Here is a 19001-nt window from a genome sequence, read left to right as displayed (position 1 = left end):
TTCGGGGGCCGCCTTCCGGGCCCCTCAGGCCGAGGGACGGGCCATGGCCTTGACGAAGGCGCGCTCCACGTCGGCGGTGGACAGGACGCCGTAGATCTCGCCGGTCTCCTCGACCACGAGGTACTCGGTGGCGGGACTGGCCTTGAGCCGGTCCAGGAGTGCCTCGCCCGCGAGCTCGGCGGGGACCCTCATGCCCTCGGTGAGGTCCTGGGCCAGGCCGCTGACGGGCACCCAGGGGCGGCGGTGCTCGGGTACGCCGGCGATGGCCGCCTCCCGCACGACGCCCTTGGGGCTGCCCAGTCCGTCGACGACGACCAGGGCACGGGCGCCCGCCTCGTTGGCGCGGCGGAGCGCCTCGGAGAGCGGGGTGGCGGACTCGACGGGTACGGCACGGCGGGTGAGGGTGCGGGCCCGCAGGTCGGGGAGGTGTTCGCGCAGTCGGGCCATGCGGAGGCTGTTCCCGGCTCCGGTCCAGATGATTCCGGCGAGGATCGCGGCGAGCAGCGCGTCGGTGACGGTCTCCACACCGCCGATGTCGCCGGTGGCGTTGCCGAGGGCGCCGGTGTGCGTGAGGAGGGGCAGGCCGATCAGGACGGTGACGGCCAGGCCCCTGCCGACCCACGCGGCCGCGACGGTGCCGCTCATGGGCTTGCCCGTGATCTTCCAGACGACGGCACGGAGCATCCGTCCGCCGTCCAGGGGCAGACCGGGCAGCAGGTTGAACGCGGCGACGATGAGGTTGGAGATCATCAGGCCGGCGAGGAGCACACCGGGGACGGTGCCCGCTTCGACGAACTGCAGCGGGACGTAGAAGACCCCGGCGAGTACCAGCGAGAGCAGGGGGCCGACGAAGGCGAGGACGAACTCGCGCCCGGGGGTCTCGGACTCCTTCTCGATCTCGGAGACGCCGCCGAAGAACTGGAGCTGGATGCGGCGTACCGGCAGCTTGTAGTGCAGGGCCACGACGGTGTGGGCGAGCTCGTGGACCAGGACGGAGGCGTAGAAGGCGATCGCGAAGAACAGCGCGACCAGGTAGCGGGCTCCGCCGAGTTCGGGCAGGACCCGGTCGAGCTGGCCGCCGAACACCCAGGTGATGAGCGCGGCCACGACGAACCAGCTCGGTGCCACGTACACGGGCACGCCGAACGGACGGCCCATGAGAAGGCCGCCGCCCGGGTCCGCCGGACGTCGCGGTTTTCCCTTGTCAGGTCCGGTGCCGGGGTCGGAACCCCCCGCGCCGTCCTGCGGGCGCCCGCTGTCGCCGCTCTCGTCCACGGGGTCCCTTCGGTCGGTTCCTCTGCCACGGTCATGCTGTGTACGAGCTCTGTGGTCGATGGTATGCCGCTGGGTGTCGGTGGCGGGCCGTAGGGTCTGCTGCATGACGTCAGTACCGCGCCCGCCTCGGCCACCCTCGTCCCTGTCGCCGTCGCGCGCGAGCGATTTCATGCAGTGCCCCCTGCTCTACCGCTTCCGGGTCATCGACAGACTGCCCGAGAAGCCCAGTGAGGCCGCTACCCGCGGCACGCTGGTGCATGCGGTGCTGGAGCGCCTGTTCGACGCGCCGGCCGTGGACCGTACGGCTCCCCGGGCCAAGGCCCTGATCCCCGGTCAGTGGGACCGCCTGGTCGAGTCGAAGCCCGAGCTGACGGACCTGTTCGCGGGGGACCCGGAGGGCGAGCGGCTCGCGGGGTGGCTGGGCGAGGCGGAGCGGCTGGTGGAGCGCTGGTTCTCGCTGGAGGACCCGACCCGCCTGGAGCCGGCCGAGCGCGAGCTGTTCGTCGAGACGGAGCTGGATTCGGGGCTGCGGCTGCGCGGGGTGATCGACCGGGTCGACGTGACCCCGACGGGCGACGTCCGCATCGTGGACTACAAGACGGGCAAGGCGCCGCGCCCGGAGTACGCGGAGGGCGCCCTGTTCCAGATGAAGTTCTACGCCCTGGTGGTCTGGCGGCTGAAGAAGGTCGTGCCGCGCCGGCTGCAGCTGGTCTACCTGGGCAGTGGGGACGTGCTGACGTACGACCCGGTGCCGGCCGATCTCGAGCGCGTGGAGCGCAAGCTGCTGGCCCTGTGGGACGCCATCCGGGTGGCGACGGAGACCGGTGAGTGGCGGCCGAGGCCGACGAAACTGTGCGGCTGGTGCGATCACCGGGCGGTCTGTCCGGAGTTCGGCGGGACTCCCCCGGTATATCCGCTGTCGGTCCGCCCGGCGGACCCGGTGGAGGGTGTGCAGGGCAGAATGGAACCGGTCCTGCCCGAGGCCGGACAACCGGTGGCCCTCGAAGGCCCTTAAGGAGATTCCGTGGCTATCCGCGTCCTGCTCGTCGACGATCAACCGCTGCTGCGCACCGGGTTCCGGATGATCCTGGAGGCGGAGGGCGACCTGGCGGTGGTCGGTGAGGCCGGGGACGGCCTGCAGGCGATCGACCAGGTCCGGGCGCTCCAGCCGGATGTCGTGCTGATGGACATCCGGATGCCGCGGATGGACGGTGTGGAGGCGACCCGTCAGATCACCGGCCCCGGCCGCGACGGCCCGGCGAAGGTGCTGGTCCTGACGACGTTCGATCTCGACGAGTACGTGGTGGAGGCGCTGCGCGCCGGGGCCAGCGGCTTCCTGCTCAAGGACGCGCCGGCCGACGAGCTGGTGCAGGCCATTCGGGTGGTGGCCGCGGGCGAGGCGATGCTGGCACCCAGCATCACGCGCAGGCTGCTCGACAAGTACGCCGACCATCTGCCCTCGGGCGAGGAGCCCGTCCCGGACGCCCTGCACACCCTCACCGAACGCGAGGTGGAGGTGCTGAAGCTGGTCGCGCGCGGGCTGTCCAACGCGGAGGTCGCCGCCGACCTGTTCGTCAGCGAGACCACGGTCAAGACGCATGTGGGCCATGTGCTGACGAAGCTGGGCCTGCGCGACCGCGTGCAGGCCGCCGTATACGCCTACGAGAGCGGTCTGGTGCGTCCCGGGGCCCAGTGACGACGGGTCGCTGACGGACGAGAACCGGTGCGGTCCGGAGCCATGGCTCCGGACCGCACCGGTTCTCGGGGTGGTGCCGCGTCAGATGGCGCCGCGACCCAGCTCCCAGAGCTGGAGGTCGGCCGAGGAGTTGACGGCGTACTCGACGCCGGTCAGTCCGTCGAGCGAGGCGACGTACTGCTTGCCCTGCCAGATCGGCAGCACGGGCACGTCGTTGGCAACGATGTCCTGGAGCTTCTCGAAGGCCGGGCTCGCGGCGCTGCGGTCGGCCTCGCGGCGGGACTGCGGGATGAGCGTGTCCTGGGCGAGCGCCGACCGGTACGGCGTGTTGAGGAAGTTGTTCTTGTCGAGGAACGGCGCGGTGTAGGTGTCCGGGTCCGGGAAGTCGGGGAACCAGCCCATGCCGTAGACCGCGTAGTCGCCCTTCTTCTGCGCGGGACGGTACTTGTCCCACGGCGTGCCCTGGACGTCGACGTCGAACAGCTTCGTGGCGTTGAGCTGCTTCGCCAGCGTCTCGAACTCGGTCTTGGTGGCGGGGCCGTAGTGGTCCGTCGTGTAGTGCAGCGTGAACTTCACCGGCGTGCTGATGCCGGCCCTGTCCAGGGACTGCGCGGCCTTGGCGACGTCGGGCTCGCCGTACTTGTCGAAGAACGAGGTGGTGTGGCTGGTGATGCCGGACGGGATCAGCGAGTAGAGCGGCTCGGCGGTGCTGCCGTAGACCTTGCTCGCGATGGGTCCGCGGTCGATGACCTGGGCGATGGCCTGGCGCACGGCCTTGTCCTTCACCACCGGGTCCTCGGTGTTGAACGCGAGGTAGCTGATGGCGAGGCCGGGCATCTCGGTGAGCTTGATGCCCTCCTTCGGCTTCGCCAGCATGTCCTGGGACTGCTGGGGCGACATGGTGCGGGTCATCATGTCGATCTTCTTGTCGTCCAGCGCCTTGCCCATCGCCACGGCGTCGGGGAAGGACGCGAGCTCGACCTTGTCGTTGTTGATCTTCAGGTCACCCTTGTACTTCGGGTTCTTGGTGAAGACCACCTTGACGATCTTGCCGCCCTTGACCTCGGGCTTCATCGTGTACGGGCCGGATCCGTCGATCTGGAAGCCGTCCCGGGCCGACTTCGCCGGGTACTTGTCCTTCGGGACGATGCCGGCCGGCGGCGTGGCGAGCTTGTACGGGAACGTCGCGTCGGGGGTGCTCAGGTGGAAGACGACCTGGTTCTCGCCCTTGGTCTCGATCGTGTCGATGTTGTCGAGCAGACCGACCGGGCCGCTCTCGTCCTTGATGTCGATGACGCGCTGAATGGAGTACTTCACGTCCTCCGGGGTGACGGGCGTGCCGTCGGAGAAGGTGAGCCCGTCGCGCAGTGTGCAGCGGTAGCTCTCGTTCTCCGTGTCGGTGAAGGCGCAGCTCTGGGCGGCCTCGGGCACCGGCTCACCGCCGCCGCGCGGTATGTGGGTCAGCGTCTGCACGGTCTGCCGCAGTACGTTCCAGATGCCCGCGTCGTAGCCGATGGCCGGATCGAACGGTGCCGGGGTGTCCGCCGAGGCGATGAACTGGTCCGTCGTCCCGACCACGATGGCATCGCCCCCCTCGTCCGACCCGCCACAGGCGGCGAGCACGGGCGCGAGCAGGCCCACTACGGCCGGCAGCACCAGCGTCTTGCGGTTCATCTGGGCGGTCTCCCTCATTCCGGCATGTGAGAAAACCGAGATTAGTAGGCGCCGCAAGGCGGCCCGACCGCCTGGAACAGCCGCGTATTCATTGGGTGATCGCCGATGACGGGTTGTCCATGCCACGCCCGGGAATGTTTCGTACACCACTAGATCAACCGGACTTATGGGTGTACGAAACGGGCGCACGAGTCCATCCACCTGAACTCCGGACGTCACACGTAGTGACGCAAATCACGTTCGCACACCATCACGCGCATTGACATGGACCTGATTTTCGAACACCGGGAAAGTCCGGAACGGACAGGATTCGGAGCGGGAATCCTGTCGCATTTCCACGAAGCACCCTCGGTGTACCGGCTATCGCCTTTCCGTGACCAGCCCGCGCAGGAAAGCGAGATCCACGTGCTCCAGCGACGGTACGACGACCCGGCCGGGAGCGGGTGCGATGGGCGCGACGGACGGCACGGCGACGACACGGCAGCCCGCCGCCTCGGCCGCGGCCACACCCGTCGCGGTGTCCTCCACGACCGCGCAGCGCCACGGGTCCGCCCCGAAGCCGGCCGCCGCCGCGAGGTAGGGATCGGGGTGCGGCTTCGTCCGGGCCACCTCGTCCCCCGCGACCGTGAGGGCGAAGTGGTGACGGCCCACCGATTCCAGGACCCGGTCGATGATGCGCCGGTGCGAGGCGGATACCAGCGCGGTGGGCACCCCGTGCGCGGCGAGCTCGGCCAGCAGCCGGGCGGCCCCGGGCATCAGCGGCGCGCCGCGGCTGATGCGCTTCTCGAAGCGGTCGTTGAGCAGCACGGTGAGTTCCTCCATGGCGATGTCCGCGCCGGTGACCTCGATGAGGTAGCCGGCGCTCCTCGTCATCGGCCCTCCGACGACCACGTCGCGCCAGGCGTCCTCCAGCCGGTGGCCGAGGTCGGCGAAGACCTCGACCTCCACGTCCCACCAGAAGCCTTCGGTGTCGACCAGCGTGCCGTCCATGTCGAGGAGAACCGCTTGCAGGGACGACCCGTCGGTCGTGCGGGTCAGGGACGCGGGGACCGTACTGGTCATCCGGCACACCTCCATGAGGGACGAGAAGGCCGGCCGCCTTCCCGGTGGGAGCGGCGACCGGCCTGCACTGGACCGACCATTCTACGACTCGCCCGCCCACGGCGCGCGCACCGGTGCGTGACCGCGCGTCGAACAGCGTTCTACCGTGCGTTGAAGTACTTCGCCTCGGGGTGGTGGATGACGATCGCGTCCGTGGACTGCTCGGGGTGCAGCTGGAACTCCTCGGAGAGCTTCACCCCGATCCGTTCGGGCTCCAGCAGATCGGCGATCTTCGCGCGGTCCTCCAGCTCGGGGCAGGCGCCGTAGCCCAGGGAGAACCGCGCGCCGCGGTACTTCAGCGCGAACATGTCCTCGACGTCGGACGGGTCCTCACCGGCGAAGCCGAGCTCGCTGCGGACCCGCGCGTGCCAGTACTCGGCGAGGGCCTCGGCCAGTTGCACGGACAGCCCGTGCAACTCCAGGTAGTCGCGGTAGGAGTTCGCCTCGAAGAGCTCGGCGGTGGCCCCGCCGATCTTCGAGCCGACGGTGACGACCTGGAGTCCGATCACATCCGTCTCCCCCGAGTCCTCCGGGCGGAAGAAGTCCGCGAGGCAGAGGCGGCGGCCGCGGCGCTGGCGCGGGAAGGTGAAGCGGGTGCGCTCGGAGCCGTCCTCGTGCAGCAGGATCAGGTCGTCGCCCTTGGACACGCAGGGGAAGTAGCCGTAGACGACGGCGGCTTCCAGCAGGTTCTCGGTGTGGAGCTTGTCGAGCCAGCCACGCAGGTGCGGGCGCCCCTCGGTCTCCACGAGCTCCTCGTACGTCGGCCCGTCGCCGGCCCGGGCCTGCTTGAGGCCCCACTGGCCCTTGAAGAGCGCGCCCTCGTCGAGCCACGAGGCGTACTCCTTGAGCTGGATGCCCTTGACGACGCGGGTGCCCCAGAAGGGCGGCTCCGGCACGGGGTTGGTGACCGAGACGTCGGAGCGCACGCCCTCCTCGGGCTCCGCGACCTCCGCCGCGGGGGTCTCACGCTTGGGTACCCTGCGCTGCTTCAGCTCGGGGAGGGTCGCGCCGGGCACCCCGCGCTTGACCGCGACGAGCGCGTCCATCAGGCGGAGGCCCTCGAAGGCGTCGCGGGCGTAGCGGACCTCGCCCTCGTAGATCTCGTGCAGGTCCTGCTCGACGTAGGCGCGGGTGAGGGCCGCGCCGCCGAGGATCACCGGGTACTCGGCCGCCAGCTTGCGCTGGTTCAGCTCCTGGAGGTTCTCCTTCATGATCACGGTGGACTTCACGAGCAGGCCGGACATGCCGATGACGTCGGCCCGGTGCTCCTCCGCTGCGTCCAGGATCGCGGAGACCGGCTGCTTGATGCCCAGGTTCACGACGTTGAAGCCGTTGTTGGACAGGATGATGTCGACGAGGTTCTTGCCGATGTCGTGGACGTCGCCGCGGACGGTGGCCAGCACGATCGTGCCCTTGCCGTCGGCGTCCGACTTCTCCATGTGCGGTTCGAGGTGCGCCACCGCGGTCTTCATGACCTCGGCGGACTGGAGCACGAAGGGCAGCTGCATCTGGCCGGAGCCGAAGAGCTCGCCCACGACCTTCATGCCCGCCAGGAGGGTGTCGTTGACGATCTCGAGGGCGGGCCGGGTCCGCAGCGCCTCGTCGAGGTCGGCCTCCAGGCCGTTCTTCTCGCCGTCGATGATGCGGCGCTGGAGCCGTTCGTCGAGCGGCAGGGCCCGGAGCTCCTCGGCCCTGCCCTGCTTCATGGACTTCGTGTTGACGCCCTCGAAGAGCTCCATGAGCCGCTGGAGGGGGTCGTAGCCCTCGGCCCGGCGGTCGTGGATCAGGTCGAGGGCGACCTTGACCTGCTCCTCCTCCAGCCGGGCGATCGGCAGGATCTTGGAGGCGTGCACGATCGCGGAGTCCAGACCGGCCTTGACGCACTCGTCCAGGAACACGGAGTTCAGCACGACGCGGGCGGCGGGGTTCAGGCCGAAGGAGATGTTGGACAGGCCGAGCGTGGTCTGCACGTCGGGGTGACGCTGCTTCAGCTCACGGATGGCGCCGATGGTGGCGATCCCGTCCTTGCGGGACTCCTCCTGGCCGGTGCAGATCGTGAAGGTCAGACAGTCGATGAGGATGTCCGACTCGTGGATGCCCCAGTTGGTGGTGAGGTCCTCGATGAGCCGCTCGGCGATGGCGACCTTGTGCTCGACGGTGCGGGCCTGGCCCTCCTCGTCGATGGTCAGCGCGATCAGCGCGGCGCCGTGTTCGGCCGCCAGCTTGCCGACCTGGGCGAAGCGGGACTCCGGGCCGTCCCCGTCCTCGTAGTTGACGGAGTTCAGCACGGCACGGCCGCCGAGCTTCTCCAGACCGGCCCGCAGGACGGGCACCTCGGTGGAGTCGAGGACGATCGGCAGGGTGGAGGCGGTGGCGAAGCGGCCGGCCAGCTCCTCCATGTCGGCGACGCCGTCGCGGCCCACGTAGTCGACGCAGAGGTCGAGCATGTGCGCGCCCTCGCGGATCTGGTCGCGGGCCATCTCCACACAGTCGTCCCAGCGCGCCTCCAGCATGGCCTCGCGGAACTTCTTGGACCCGTTGGCGTTCGTACGCTCGCCGATCGCGAGGTACGAGGTGTCCTGCCGGAACGGGACGGTCTGGTAGAGCGAGGCGGCACCCGGCTCGGGGCGCGGCTCGCGGGCCGAGGGAGCCGTGCCGCGGACGCGCTCGACGAGCTGTCGCAGGTGTTCCGGCGTCGTACCGCAGCAGCCGCCGACTAGGGAGAGCCCGTACTCCCGGACGAAGGTCTCCTGGGCGTCGGCGAGGCCTTCGGCGTCGAGCGGGAAGTGCGCCCCGTCCTTGGTGAGTACGGGCAGTCCGGCGTTCGGCATGCAGAGGAGCGGGATGCGGGAGTGACGGGTGAGGTAGCGCAGGTGCTCGCTCATCTCGGCGGGGCCGGTCGAGCAGTTCAGGCCGATCATGTCCACGCCGAGCGGCTCCAGCGCGGTCAGCGCGGCGCCGATCTCGCTGCCGAGCAGCATGGTGCCGGTCGTCTCGAAGGCCAGGGAGCACAGCACCAGCAGGTCGCTGCCGGTCGCCTCGAGGGCGCGCCGGGCGCCGAGCACGGCGGCCTTGGTCTGGAGGAGGTCCTGCGTGGTCTCGATGATGAGCGCGTCGGCGCCGCCGGCGATCAGCCCCTCGGCGTTCTGCTGGAAACCGTCGCGCAGGACCGTGTACGGGGCGTGGCCGAGCGTCGGCAGCTTGGTGCCGGGGCCGATGGAGCCGAGCACCCAGCGCTGCTGTCCGGTGGACTCGGTGAACCGGTCGGCGACCTCCCGGGCGATGCCGGCGCCGGCTTCGGACAGCTCGTGGATCCGGCCGGGGATGTCGTACTCGCCCAGGGCGGAGGAGTTGGCACCGAACGTGTTGGTCTCCACGCAGTCCACACCGACCGCGAAGTACTCCTCGTGCACCGAACGCACGATGTCGGGGCGGGTGACGTTGAGGATCTCGTTGCAGCCCTCGAGGTTCTCGAAGTCCTCGAGAGTCGGGTCCTGGGCCTGGAGCATGGTGCCCATGGCACCGTCCGCCACCACCACCCGGGTGGCGAGCGCCTCACGGAGCGCCGCGGCTCGGGTCCGGCTGTCAGCTGAGGGGGTCGGCAACGAGGCCATGGATGTTCTCCCTGGGGTGCGACGGCTGTCGGCTTTGCGCCCCTCTGCGGAGGGGGCACGCGGCCAGCGTAGCCGGGTGGCGCCCGGGCCGGTCGTCGCGTCCCACGGGGCGGACTGCATGCTGTGCGGGGAACGGCCCCGACCACGGGGTGGCGGAGAATCGTCGCGCGACCGGACACAGGTCGGCATCGACCGATAGTGTTCAGCATTGTCGAACCGAGGTGGAGGAGTACGGCGCGATGGCGAAGAACATCCAGTCGCTCGAGCGGGCAGCGGCGATGCTGCGTCTGCTGGCAGGCGGCGAGCGTCGGCTCGGCCTGTCCGACATCTCGTCCTCACTGGGCCTGGCCAAAGGCACCGCGCACGGCATCCTGCGCACCCTCCAGCACGAGGGCTTCGTCGAGCAGGACGCCGCGTCCGGCCGCTACCAGCTCGGCGCGGAGCTGCTGCGCCTGGGCAACAGCTACCTCGACGTCCACGAGCTGCGCGCCCGCGCGCTCGTATGGACCGACGACCTGGCCCGGTCGAGCGGCGAGAGCGTGCACCTCGGCGTGCTCCACCAGCACGGCGTCCTGATCGTCCACCACGTCTTCCGCCCCGACGACAGCCGCCAGGTGCTCGAGGTCGGCGCCATGCAGCCGCTGCACTCGACGGCCCTGGGCAAGGTGCTCTCCGCCTACGACCCCGTCGCGCACAGCGAGGCCACGGAGGTCGAGCGCAGGTCCTTCACGCCGCGCACCGTCACGGACGAGCAGGATTTCGAGTCGATGCTCGACCTGATCCGGGCGCAGGGCTGGGCGTCCGACGTGGAGGAGACCTGGGAGGGCGTCTCCGCGGTGGCAGCCCCCGTCCACGACCGGCGCGGCATGCCGGTCGGCGCCGTGGCGGTGACGGGCGCCGTGGAGCGCGTCTGCGCGGGGGGCGAGCTGCGCCCCGAGCTCGTCGCGGCCGTGCGGGACTGCGCACGCGCCGTATCCCGGGATCTGGGCGCCGGGCGCTTCTGAACCCGCCCCGCGGCGTCGGTAACGATCGAGTCGCGCGTCACACACCCCTTGACTCACCACCCGCCGGGGAGAAACATTGCCGCTCACCGGTCGGCATTGTCGAACACCTAACGGCAATACGCGTTAGGGTGTGACAGTGCCGAGGGCCGGTCAAGCCCTACAGGTGACGTACCCACGCTCGACGGGTACCCGCCTGGGGCCGCGATCCACCGGAGAGACCCGGTGTTTCGCATTCCCCCCTGGACGAAGGACAAAGGAGTCGCGGGTGTCCAGCTCCGACATCTTCATCGGCGAGACCATCGGTACCGCCATACTCGTACTGCTCGGCGGCGGTGTCTGTGCCGCCGTCACCCTCAAGCGCTCGAAGGCGCACAACGCCGGCTGGCTGGCCATCACCTTCGGGTGGGGTTTCGCCGTGCTGACCGGCGCCTACATAGCCTCCGGTGTATCCGGTGCACACCTCAACCCGGCGGTCACGATCGGGCTCGCGATCCAGGGGGGCACCCCCTGGGGCGACGTACCCCTGTATCTCGCCTCCCAGCTGCTGGGCGCCATGATCGGCGCGGTGCTCGTGTGGGCCGTCTACTACGGACAGTTCCACGCGCACCTCACCGACCCCGAGATCGTGCGCGGCCGGCCGGCCGAGGAAGGCATGGTCGACCAGAAGTCCGCGCCCGAGGCCGGCCCCGTGCTCGGTGTCTTCACCACGGGTCCGGAGATCCGCAACGGCGTACAGAACGTGGTCACGGAGATCATCGCGACCTTCGTGCTGGTCCTGGCGATCCTGACCCAGGGCCTCAACGACGAGGGCAACGGCCTGGGCGCGCTCGGTGCCCTGATCACCGCGCTGGTGGTCGTCGGCATCGGTCTGTCGCTCGGCGGCCCGACCGGCTACGCGATCAACCCGGTGCGCGACCTCGGGCCGCGGATCGTGCACGCGCTGCTGCCGCTTCCGAACAAGGGCGGTTCGGACTGGGGCTACGTCTGGGTACCGGTGGTAGGACCGCTCATCGGGGCCGCACTCGCGGGCGGTCTCTACAACCTCGCCTTCGCCTGAGCCAGACCCGCACACCACACAGACCTCCGGGAGCACACCGTGACCGACGCACACACCACCGGGCCGTTCATCGCGGCCATCGACCAGGGCACCACGTCCAGCCGCTGCATCGTCTTCGACAAGGACGGCCGGATCGTCTCCGTCGACCAGAAGGAGCACGAGCAGATCTTCCCCAAGCCGGGGTGGGTCGAGCACGACGCCACGGAGATCTGGGAGAACGTCCAGGAAGTCGTCGCGGGAGCGATCGTCAAGGCGGGCATCACCTCCGCCGACGTCAAGGCGATCGGCATCACCAACCAGCGCGAGACCACCCTGCTCTGGGACAAGAACACCGGTGAGCCCGTCCACAACGCCCTCGTCTGGCAGGACACCCGCACCGACGCGCTCTGCCGGGAGCTCGGCCGCAACGTCGGCCAGGACCGCTTCCGCCGCGAGACCGGCCTGCCGCTCGCCTCGTACTTCGCCGGCCCCAAGGTCCGCTGGCTGCTCGACAACGTCGAGGGGCTGCGCGAGCGCGCCGAGCGGGGCGACATCCTCTTCGGCACCATGGACTCCTGGGTCATCTGGAACCTGACCGGCGGCACCGACGGCGGGGTCCACGTCACCGACGTCACCAACGCCTCGCGCACCCTCCTGATGAACCTGCACAAGATGCAGTGGGACGACAAGATCGTCCAGTCGCTGGACATCCCGGCGGCCGTCCTGCCGGAGATCCGGTCCTCCGCCGAGGTGTACGGCAACGCCAAGGGCGGCGTCCTCGACGGCGTCCCGGTCGCCTCCGCACTCGGCGACCAGCAGGCCGCGCTGTTCGGCCAGACGTGTTTCGCCCAGGGCGAGGCCAAGTCCACGTACGGCACCGGCACCTTCATGCTGATGAACACCGGCCACACCCCGGTGAACTCGTACAACGGGCTGCTGACGACCGTCGGATACCAGATCGGCGACCAGAAGCCGGTGTACGCCCTCGAAGGGTCCATCGCCGTCACCGGTTCGCTGGTCCAGTGGATGCGCGACCAGATGGGCCTGATCAAGTCCGCGGCCGAGATCGAGACACTCGCCTCCTCCGTCGAGGACAACGGCGGCGCGTACTTCGTGCCCGCGTTCTCCGGCCTGTTCGCGCCGTACTGGCGCCCCGACGCCCGCGGGGTGATCGCCGGCCTGACCCGCTACGTCACCAAGGCGCACATCGCCCGTGCCGTGCTCGAGGCCACCGCCTGGCAGACCCGCGAGATCAGCGACGCCATGACCAAGGACTCCGGCGTCGAACTGAGCGCGCTCAAGGTCGACGGCGGAATGACCTCCAACAACCTGCTGATGCAGACCCTCTCCGACTTCCTGGACGCGCCCGTGGTGCGCCCCATGGTCGCCGAGACCACCTGCCTCGGCGCCGCCTACGCCGCCGGTCTCGCCGTCGGCTTCTGGCCGGACACCGACGCGCTGCGCGCCAACTGGCGCCGGGCCGCCGAGTGGACACCCCGCATGGACGCGGCCACGCGTGACCGCGAGTACAAGAGCTGGCTCAAGGCCGTCGAACGGACCATGGGCTGGATCGAGGACGAAGAGAGCTGAGGAGCACACGACATGACCACCCTGCAGAGCGTCCCCGCCCTCGGGACGCATCCGGCCTCCGGCTCCCTCCCGAGCCGCGCCGAGACCCGGGAGCGGCTTTCCAAGGCGACGTACGACCTCCTGGTGATCGGCGGCGGCATCCTGGGCATCTCCACCGCCTGGCATGCGGCGCAGTCCGGACTGCGGGTGGCCCTGGTGGACGCCGGCGACTTCGCCGGCGCCACCTCCTCCGCATCCTCCAAGCTGCTCCACGGCGGTCTGCGCTACCTGCAGACCGGCGCGGTGAAGCTGGTCGCGGAGAACCACTTCGAGCGGCGCGCGGTCTCGCGCCAGGTCGCCCCGCACCTGGCCAACCCGCTCACCTTCTACCTGCCGGTCTACAAGGGCGGCCCGCACGGCGCCGCCAAGCTCGGCGCGGGTGTCTTCGCGTACTCGGCGCTGTCCGCCTTCGGTGACGGCGTCGGCCACGTGATCAGCCCGGCCCGGGCACGGCGCGACGTGCCGGAGCTGCGCACGGACAACCTGAAAGCCGTCGCGGTCTACGGCGACGACCAGATGAACGACGCCCGGATGGCGCTGATGACGGTCCGCGCGGCGGTCGACGCGGGTGCCGAGGTCCTCAACCACGCCGCGGTCACGGGGCTGCGGTTCACCAGGGGCCGGGTGACCGGCGCCGAACTGAAGGACCGTCAGGACGGTACGGAGTTCGGCATCGACGCCCGTCTGGTGCTCAACGCCACCGGGCCGTGGGTCGACCACCTGCGGAAGCTGGAGGACCCGGCTTCGGCGCCCTCCATCCGCCTGTCCAAGGGCGCGCACCTGGTCCTGAAGCGCACCCGGCCGTGGAAGGCCGCGCTGGCCACCCCCATCGACAAGTACCGCATCACGTTCGCCCTGCCGTGGGAGGACATGCTGCTGCTCGGCACGACCGACGAGGAGTACGAGGGCGACCCGGCCGACGTCGCGGTCACCGAGAAGGACACGGCGCAGATCCTGGACGAGGCGGCGTTCTCGGTCCGGGACCAGCAGTTGTCCCGCGACCTGATCACCTACTCGTTCGCGGGCCTGCGGGTGCTGCCCGGCGGCCCCGGGAGCACGTCGAAGGCCAAGCGCGAGACGGTGGTGACCGAGGGCCGCGGGGGCATGCTGTCGGTCGCGGGCGGCAAGTGGACGACGTTCCGGCACATCGGCCGTACGGTCATGAACAAGCTCGCCGAGCTTCCCGGACAGCCGCTCGCCGAGGACATGGAGCCGATGGCCAGGCTGCCGAAGAAGGTGCCGCTGCCCGGCATCGCCAACCCGGACGCGGTCGCCCACCGGCTGCTGGCCGGCGGCGGTACGCCTGGACCGCGGATGTCGGCCGACACCGCCCGGCACCTCGCCACCCACTACGGCTCGCTCTCCTTCGACATCGCGCGGATGGCGGACGAGGACCCGTCGCTCGGCGAGCGCATCCACCCCGACGCCCCGGAGATCTGGGCGCAGGTCGCGTACGCGCGCGACCGCGAGTGGGCCGAGACGGCGGACGACGTGCTGCGGCGCCGGACGACGCTGACCATCCGGGGTCTGGCCACCGACGACATCCGGGCGCGGGTCGAGGGAATGCTGGCGGACGGACGCTGACGGCGCGGTACGCCCGCGCAGGGGCGGTCCCCCGGATCGGGGGGCCGCCCTTCGGCGTGCGCGGTGGACGTGCCGCACGGCCGCCACGGCTCCGGTCCGGCGCGAGGCTCCTTCCACGCTCTGGGAGTGACGCGGGGCGCCGGCGGGCCGGGTCCGGGACGGCCGGAGTCCTGGGTGGGCGCCCGGTGAAACGCGCCCCGGGCCGGTGGACGCATAATGAGGCGATACATCGGATGTCTTGTGTGCGAGGAGGCCCTTCATGGCCGTCACCGACGAAGCGATCGAGAAGATCAAGGGAATGATCGTCTCGGGTGCGCTGGCCCCCGGGGACCGGCTTCCCAAGGAGAGCGAACTCGCGGCCGAGCTCGGCCTGTCGCGCAACTCGCTGCGCGAAGCGGTGCGCGCGCTGTCGCTGATCCGGATCCTGGACGTCCGCCAGGGCGACGGCACCTACGTCACCAGCCTGGCCCCGCAACTGCTCCTGGAGGCGATCGGCTTCGTGGTGGACTTCCATCGCGACGACACGGTCCTGGAGTTCCTGGCGGTCCGCCGGATCCTCGAGCCCGCGGCGACGGCGATGGCGGCGCAGCGGATCGAGGAAGCCCAGCTGGAGGCCCTGACCACCCAGCTGGACGCGCTGGGGGACGACCCCTCGGTGGAGGAACTGGTCGCCTGCGACCTGGAGTTCCACCGCGGCATCGCCCGATCCTCCGGCAACTCGGTGCTGTGTTCCCTGCTGGACGGCCTGTCCGGCCCCACCACCCGGGCCAGGGTGTGGCGCGGCCTGACCCAGGAGGACGCGGTCGGCCGTACGCTGCGCGAACACCGGGCGATCCTCGCGGCGCTGCGGGACCGGGACGCGGAGGCGGCTCGGTCCTGGGCGACGGTGCACGTGGCGAGTGTGGAGCAGTGGCTGCGCTCGGCCCTGTGACGTCCGGGCCGGGCGCTGTCCGCACCCGGCGCCCCGCCCTCAGCGCGGTGCCGGCGGGACCGGCCGCGGGCGCAGCCCCTGCATCCCACCGTCCACGGCGAGCGCGGTGCCGGTGACGGACGCCGCGGCCGGGCTCGCCAGGTAGACGACGGCGGCGGCCACCTCGTCGGCGGACACCAGCCGTCCCAGCGGCTGCCGGGCATCGAGCGCGGCACGCTCCGCGGCCGGGTCCTCGGCCTGCCCGAGCAGCCGGCCGATCCACGGGGTGTCCGCGGTGCCGGGGTTGACGCAGTTGACCCTGATGCCCTCGCGGACGTGGTCCGCGGCCATCGCCAGGGTGAGGGAGAGCACCGCGCCCTTGCTCGCGCTGTAGAGCGCTCGCTGCGGCAGCCCGGCGGTGGCCGCGATCGAGCAGGTCTGCGTGATCGACACGGCCCCGGGGCGCCCCGCCGCGGCCCGGCGCAGGTGCGGCATGGCGTGGCGGGCGGTGCGGACCATGCCCAGCACGTTGACGTCCAGGACGCGGGACCACTCGTCGTCGGCGTTGTCCTCGACGGTGCCGACCGAGCCGATCCCGGCGTTGGACACCAGGGTGTGCAGACCGCCCAGTTCCCCCGCGGCCCGGTCGACCGCCCTGCGCACGGCCCCGTCGTCCCTCACGTCGGCCTCGAGCGCGAGCGTCCCGGCGGGGGCGTCCTTCGGGTCGCGGTCGAGCACGGCGACGCGGGCGCCCCGGGAGAGCAGCAGGGCGGCCACGGCGGCCCCGATCCCGGAGGCACCGCCCGTCACCAGGGCGGACAGTCCGTCGAAATCCTGTGTGGTGGTCATCGGCCGGTCTCCTCGGGGGTGTGGCGGGCCTGCCGGACAGGGCCCTGCGGGTAGCGGTGGTCGGCGATCGACGCGGGGAGCATGCGGGCCGAGAAGCCGGGTGCGCGCGGGGCGACGTAGCGGCCGCCCCTGATGACGACCGGGTCGGCGAAGTGTTCGTGGAGGTGGTCGACGTACTCGATGACCCGGTCCTCCCAGCTGCCGGAGACCGCGACGTAGTCGAACATCGCGAGGTGCTGGACGAGTTCGCACAGTCCGACGCCTCCGGCGTGCGGGCACACCGGTACGCCGAACTTGGCGGCCAGCAGCAGGATCGCGAGGTTCTCGTTGACCCCCGCGACGCGCGCGGCGTCGATCTGGACGAAGTCGACCGCGCCGGCCTGGAGGAGCTGTTTGAACACGACCCGGTTGGCGACGTGTTCGCCGGTGGCGACCTTGACGGGCTGCCCGGCGCGGACGGCCGCGTGGCCGAGTACGTCGTCGGGGCTGGTGGGCTCCTCGATCCAGTACGGGTCGTACGGCGCGAGGACCTTCATCCACTCCACGGCGCCGGCCACGTCCCAGCGCTGGTTGGCGTCGACGGCGATCCGGATGCCGGGGCCGACGGCCCGGCGGGCGAGCGAGAGTCTGCGGACGTCGTCGTCGAGATCGGCGCCGACCTTCAGCTTGATCTGCGTGAAGCCGTCGGCGACCGCCTGCTCGGCCAGGCGTACGAGCTTGTCGTCGTCGTATCCCAGCCAGCCGGGGGAGGTCGTGTAGGCGGGATAGCCCTCGGCCAGCAGCCGCTCGGTGCGTTCGGCGCGCCCGGGTTCCGCGGCACGCAGGACGGCGAGCGCCTCCTGCGGGGTGAGCGCGTCCGTGAGGTAACGGAAGTCGACGAGCGAGACGAGTTCCTCCGGCGTCATCCCGGCGAGGAACCGCCAGACGGGCATGCCCGCCAGCTTTGCCGCGAGGTCCCAGGCCGCGTTGACGACGGCACCGGCCGCCATGTGCATCACGCCCTTCTCGGGGCCGAGCCAGCGGAGCTGGGAGTCGTGCGTGAGCGCGCGGTACAGATCGGCGAGGTCGGCGGCCGTGCGCGGCGCGGGGCGCCCGGCCACGTGTGGCCCGATGGCCGCGATGGCGGCGGCCATGACATCGTTGCCGCGGCCGATGGTGAAGCAGAAGCCGTGCCCCTCCGCCTCGCCGTCCGTGCGGAGGACGACGTACGCGGCGGAGTAGTCGGGGTCGGGGTTCATGGCGTCCGAGCCGTCCAGGTACTCCGAGGTGCGGAACCGGACGTCCTCGACCGCGAGATCCGTGACGGTCGGACTCATGTGCGCCCCCAGGGGAATAACATCGGATCTCTTGTCGGTCATCCGATGTATAACCCCATGTGGTGGACACAGTCCAGGGATCCGGCGAATCCGTATCGGCGACGGCCCGACACAGCTCGGATGAATCACAGCCGTGCACGGTTCCCCACCGGACGCAAACGGGCTGCTGCCGAGGGTGCCGGAAGCCGTAAGGTTGGTCCGTACACAAGGGAACTTGGGAAGGAGGCCTGGGTGATCGAGCTCGAGGGGGTACCCGAGCTGGTCGACCCGGTCATGGTGGCCGCGTTCGAGGGCTGGAACGACGCCGGTGACGCAGCCTCCACCGCGGTCGGACATCTGGACCGGGAATGGAAGGGCGAGGTGTTCGCGGCGCTCGACGCCGAGGACTACTACGACTTCCAGGTCAACCGCCCCACGGTGTGGCTGGACAGTGGCACGCGAAAGATCACCTGGCCGACCACACGGCTGTCCGTGGTCAGGATCGGCGGGGAGAAACCGCGCGACCTGGTGCTGGTCCGAGGCATCGAACCCTCCATGCGCTGGCGTTCGTTCTGCAACGAGATCCTGGGCTTCGCCCATGAACTGGGCGTCGAGATGGTCGTCATCCTCGGCGCGCTGCTCGGTGACACCCCGCACACCCGGCCGGTGCCCGTCAGCGGGGTCACCTCGGACCCGGACCTGGCCAGGACGATGGACCTGGAGGAGACCAGGTACGAGGGTCCGACCGGGATCGTGGGCATCCTCCAGGAGGCCTGTACACACGCCGGCGTGCCGGCCGTCAGCCTGTGGGCGGCGGTGCCGCACTACGTGTCGCAGCCTCCCAACCCGAAGGCGACGCTGGCGCTGCTGAACCGCCTGGAGGACCTGCTCGGGCTGCGGATCCCGCTGGGAGAACTGCCCGAGGACGCCCGTGCCTGGCAGCTCGGGGTCGATCAGCTGGCCTCCGAGGACAGCGAGGTCGCGGAGTACGTGCAGACGCTGGAGGAGGCGCGGGACACCGCCGAGCTCCCCGAGGCGTCCGGCGAGGCCATCGCGCGGGAGTTCGAGCGGTATCTCCGGCGCCGGGACGTCGGCGGGCCGGGCCAGGCACCCGGCGGCCACGCCACCGAGAGCGGCGACGCGCCGTACCTGCGGGACACGTCGAGCGGGCGTACGAGACCGCCCAAGCCGCAGCGGCCGGACAGGGGAAAGCCCAAGGACGGCGACGGCGGCACACCCGACGACCCGTCGGCCGGACCGGACGAGGACCCCTCGGACGGCTGACCTCGCCGCACCACCGAACGGCCCCGGGCCCCGCGATTGCTCGCGGGGCC

14 protein-coding genes are annotated in these 19001 nt (G+C 70.7%); 8 read left to right on the top strand and 6 right to left on the bottom strand.

Annotated features, from left to right (window positions below):
* Window positions 1-24 precede the first annotated feature (24 nt).
* Window positions 25-1275, bottom strand: a complete 1251-nt coding sequence (locus AB0I83_RS15130; protein ID WP_356536349.1) for a site-2 protease family protein — start codon at window positions 1273-1275, stop codon at window positions 25-27.
* Window positions 1276-1444: 169 nt separating this feature from the next.
* On the opposite strand from AB0I83_RS15130, the gene AB0I83_RS15125 reads away from it, so the two are divergent.
* Complete coding sequence (locus AB0I83_RS15125; RefSeq protein ID WP_356536393.1) at window positions 1445-2290, top strand: PD-(D/E)XK nuclease family protein; 846 nt, start codon at window positions 1445-1447, stop codon at window positions 2288-2290.
* 9 nt (window positions 2291-2299) lie between these two features.
* Complete coding sequence (locus tag AB0I83_RS15120) at window positions 2300-2971, top strand: response regulator transcription factor (protein ID WP_356536348.1); 672 nt, start codon at window positions 2300-2302, stop codon at window positions 2969-2971.
* An 81-nt stretch (window positions 2972-3052) separates the two neighbouring features.
* Here AB0I83_RS15120 and AB0I83_RS15115 read toward each other — a convergent pair whose 3' ends face one another.
* The 3 genes from AB0I83_RS15115 to metH form a co-directional block, all read right to left on the bottom strand.
* Window positions 3053-4645: an ABC transporter substrate-binding protein gene (locus AB0I83_RS15115; RefSeq protein WP_356538053.1), complete on the bottom strand. Its 1593-nt coding sequence runs from the start codon at window positions 4643-4645 to the stop codon at window positions 3053-3055.
* Window positions 4646-5005: 360 nt separating this feature from the next.
* Complete coding sequence (locus AB0I83_RS15110) at window positions 5006-5707, bottom strand: HAD family phosphatase (RefSeq protein WP_356538051.1); 702 nt, start codon at window positions 5705-5707, stop codon at window positions 5006-5008.
* A gap of 140 nt (window positions 5708-5847) precedes the next feature.
* Window positions 5848-9360, bottom strand: coding sequence for a methionine synthase (gene metH, locus AB0I83_RS15105; protein WP_363304886.1), 3513 nt, complete (start codon window positions 9358-9360; stop codon window positions 5848-5850).
* A gap of 239 nt (window positions 9361-9599) precedes the next feature.
* On the opposite strand from metH, the gene AB0I83_RS15100 reads away from it, so the two are divergent.
* The 5 genes from AB0I83_RS15100 (at window position 9600) to AB0I83_RS15080 (ending at window position 15544) form a co-directional block, all read left to right on the top strand.
* A complete protein-coding gene (locus AB0I83_RS15100) occupies window positions 9600-10364 on the top strand; it encodes an IclR family transcriptional regulator (protein WP_363304885.1) in 765 nt (254 codons plus the stop codon).
* 265 nt (window positions 10365-10629) lie between these two features.
* On the top strand, window positions 10630-11421 hold the full coding sequence (locus AB0I83_RS15095) for an MIP/aquaporin family protein (protein WP_356538047.1): 792 nt from the start codon (window positions 10630-10632) through the stop codon (window positions 11419-11421).
* A 39-nt stretch (window positions 11422-11460) separates the two neighbouring features.
* Window positions 11461-12990, top strand: a complete 1530-nt coding sequence (gene glpK / locus AB0I83_RS15090; RefSeq protein ID WP_356538045.1) for a glycerol kinase GlpK — start codon at window positions 11461-11463, stop codon at window positions 12988-12990.
* A 12-nt stretch (window positions 12991-13002) separates the two neighbouring features.
* A complete protein-coding gene (locus AB0I83_RS15085) occupies window positions 13003-14613 on the top strand; it encodes a glycerol-3-phosphate dehydrogenase/oxidase (RefSeq protein WP_363304884.1) in 1611 nt (536 codons plus the stop codon).
* Window positions 14614-14872: 259 nt separating this feature from the next.
* Window positions 14873-15544: a FadR/GntR family transcriptional regulator gene (locus AB0I83_RS15080; protein ID WP_356538040.1), complete on the top strand. Its 672-nt coding sequence runs from the start codon at window positions 14873-14875 to the stop codon at window positions 15542-15544.
* Window positions 15545-15583: 39 nt separating this feature from the next.
* Here AB0I83_RS15080 and AB0I83_RS15075 read toward each other — a convergent pair whose 3' ends face one another.
* Window positions 15584-16372 carry an SDR family oxidoreductase gene (locus tag AB0I83_RS15075; protein ID WP_363304883.1) on the bottom strand — a complete coding sequence of 263 codons (789 nt, stop codon included), beginning with the start codon at window positions 16370-16372 and terminating at the stop codon, window positions 15584-15586.
* Complete coding sequence (locus AB0I83_RS15070; protein WP_363304882.1) at window positions 16369-17688, bottom strand: enolase C-terminal domain-like protein; 1320 nt, start codon at window positions 17686-17688, stop codon at window positions 16369-16371. Before AB0I83_RS15070 ends, AB0I83_RS15075 begins: the two co-directional genes overlap by 4 nt.
* Window positions 17689-17919: 231 nt before the next feature.
* Here AB0I83_RS15070 and AB0I83_RS15065 point away from each other — a divergent pair, with 231 nt between their 5' ends.
* A complete protein-coding gene (locus AB0I83_RS15065; RefSeq protein ID WP_363304881.1) occupies window positions 17920-18951 on the top strand; it encodes a PAC2 family protein in 1032 nt (343 codons plus the stop codon).
* The last annotated feature ends 50 nt before the right edge of the window (window positions 18952-19001 follow it).

Origin of the sequence: Streptomyces sp. NPDC049970 (assembly GCF_040660235.1) — a bacterium.
Taxonomy (GTDB): domain Bacteria; phylum Actinomycetota; class Actinomycetes; order Streptomycetales; family Streptomycetaceae; genus Streptomyces.
This window is presented reverse-complemented; position numbering and strand designations above follow the sequence as displayed.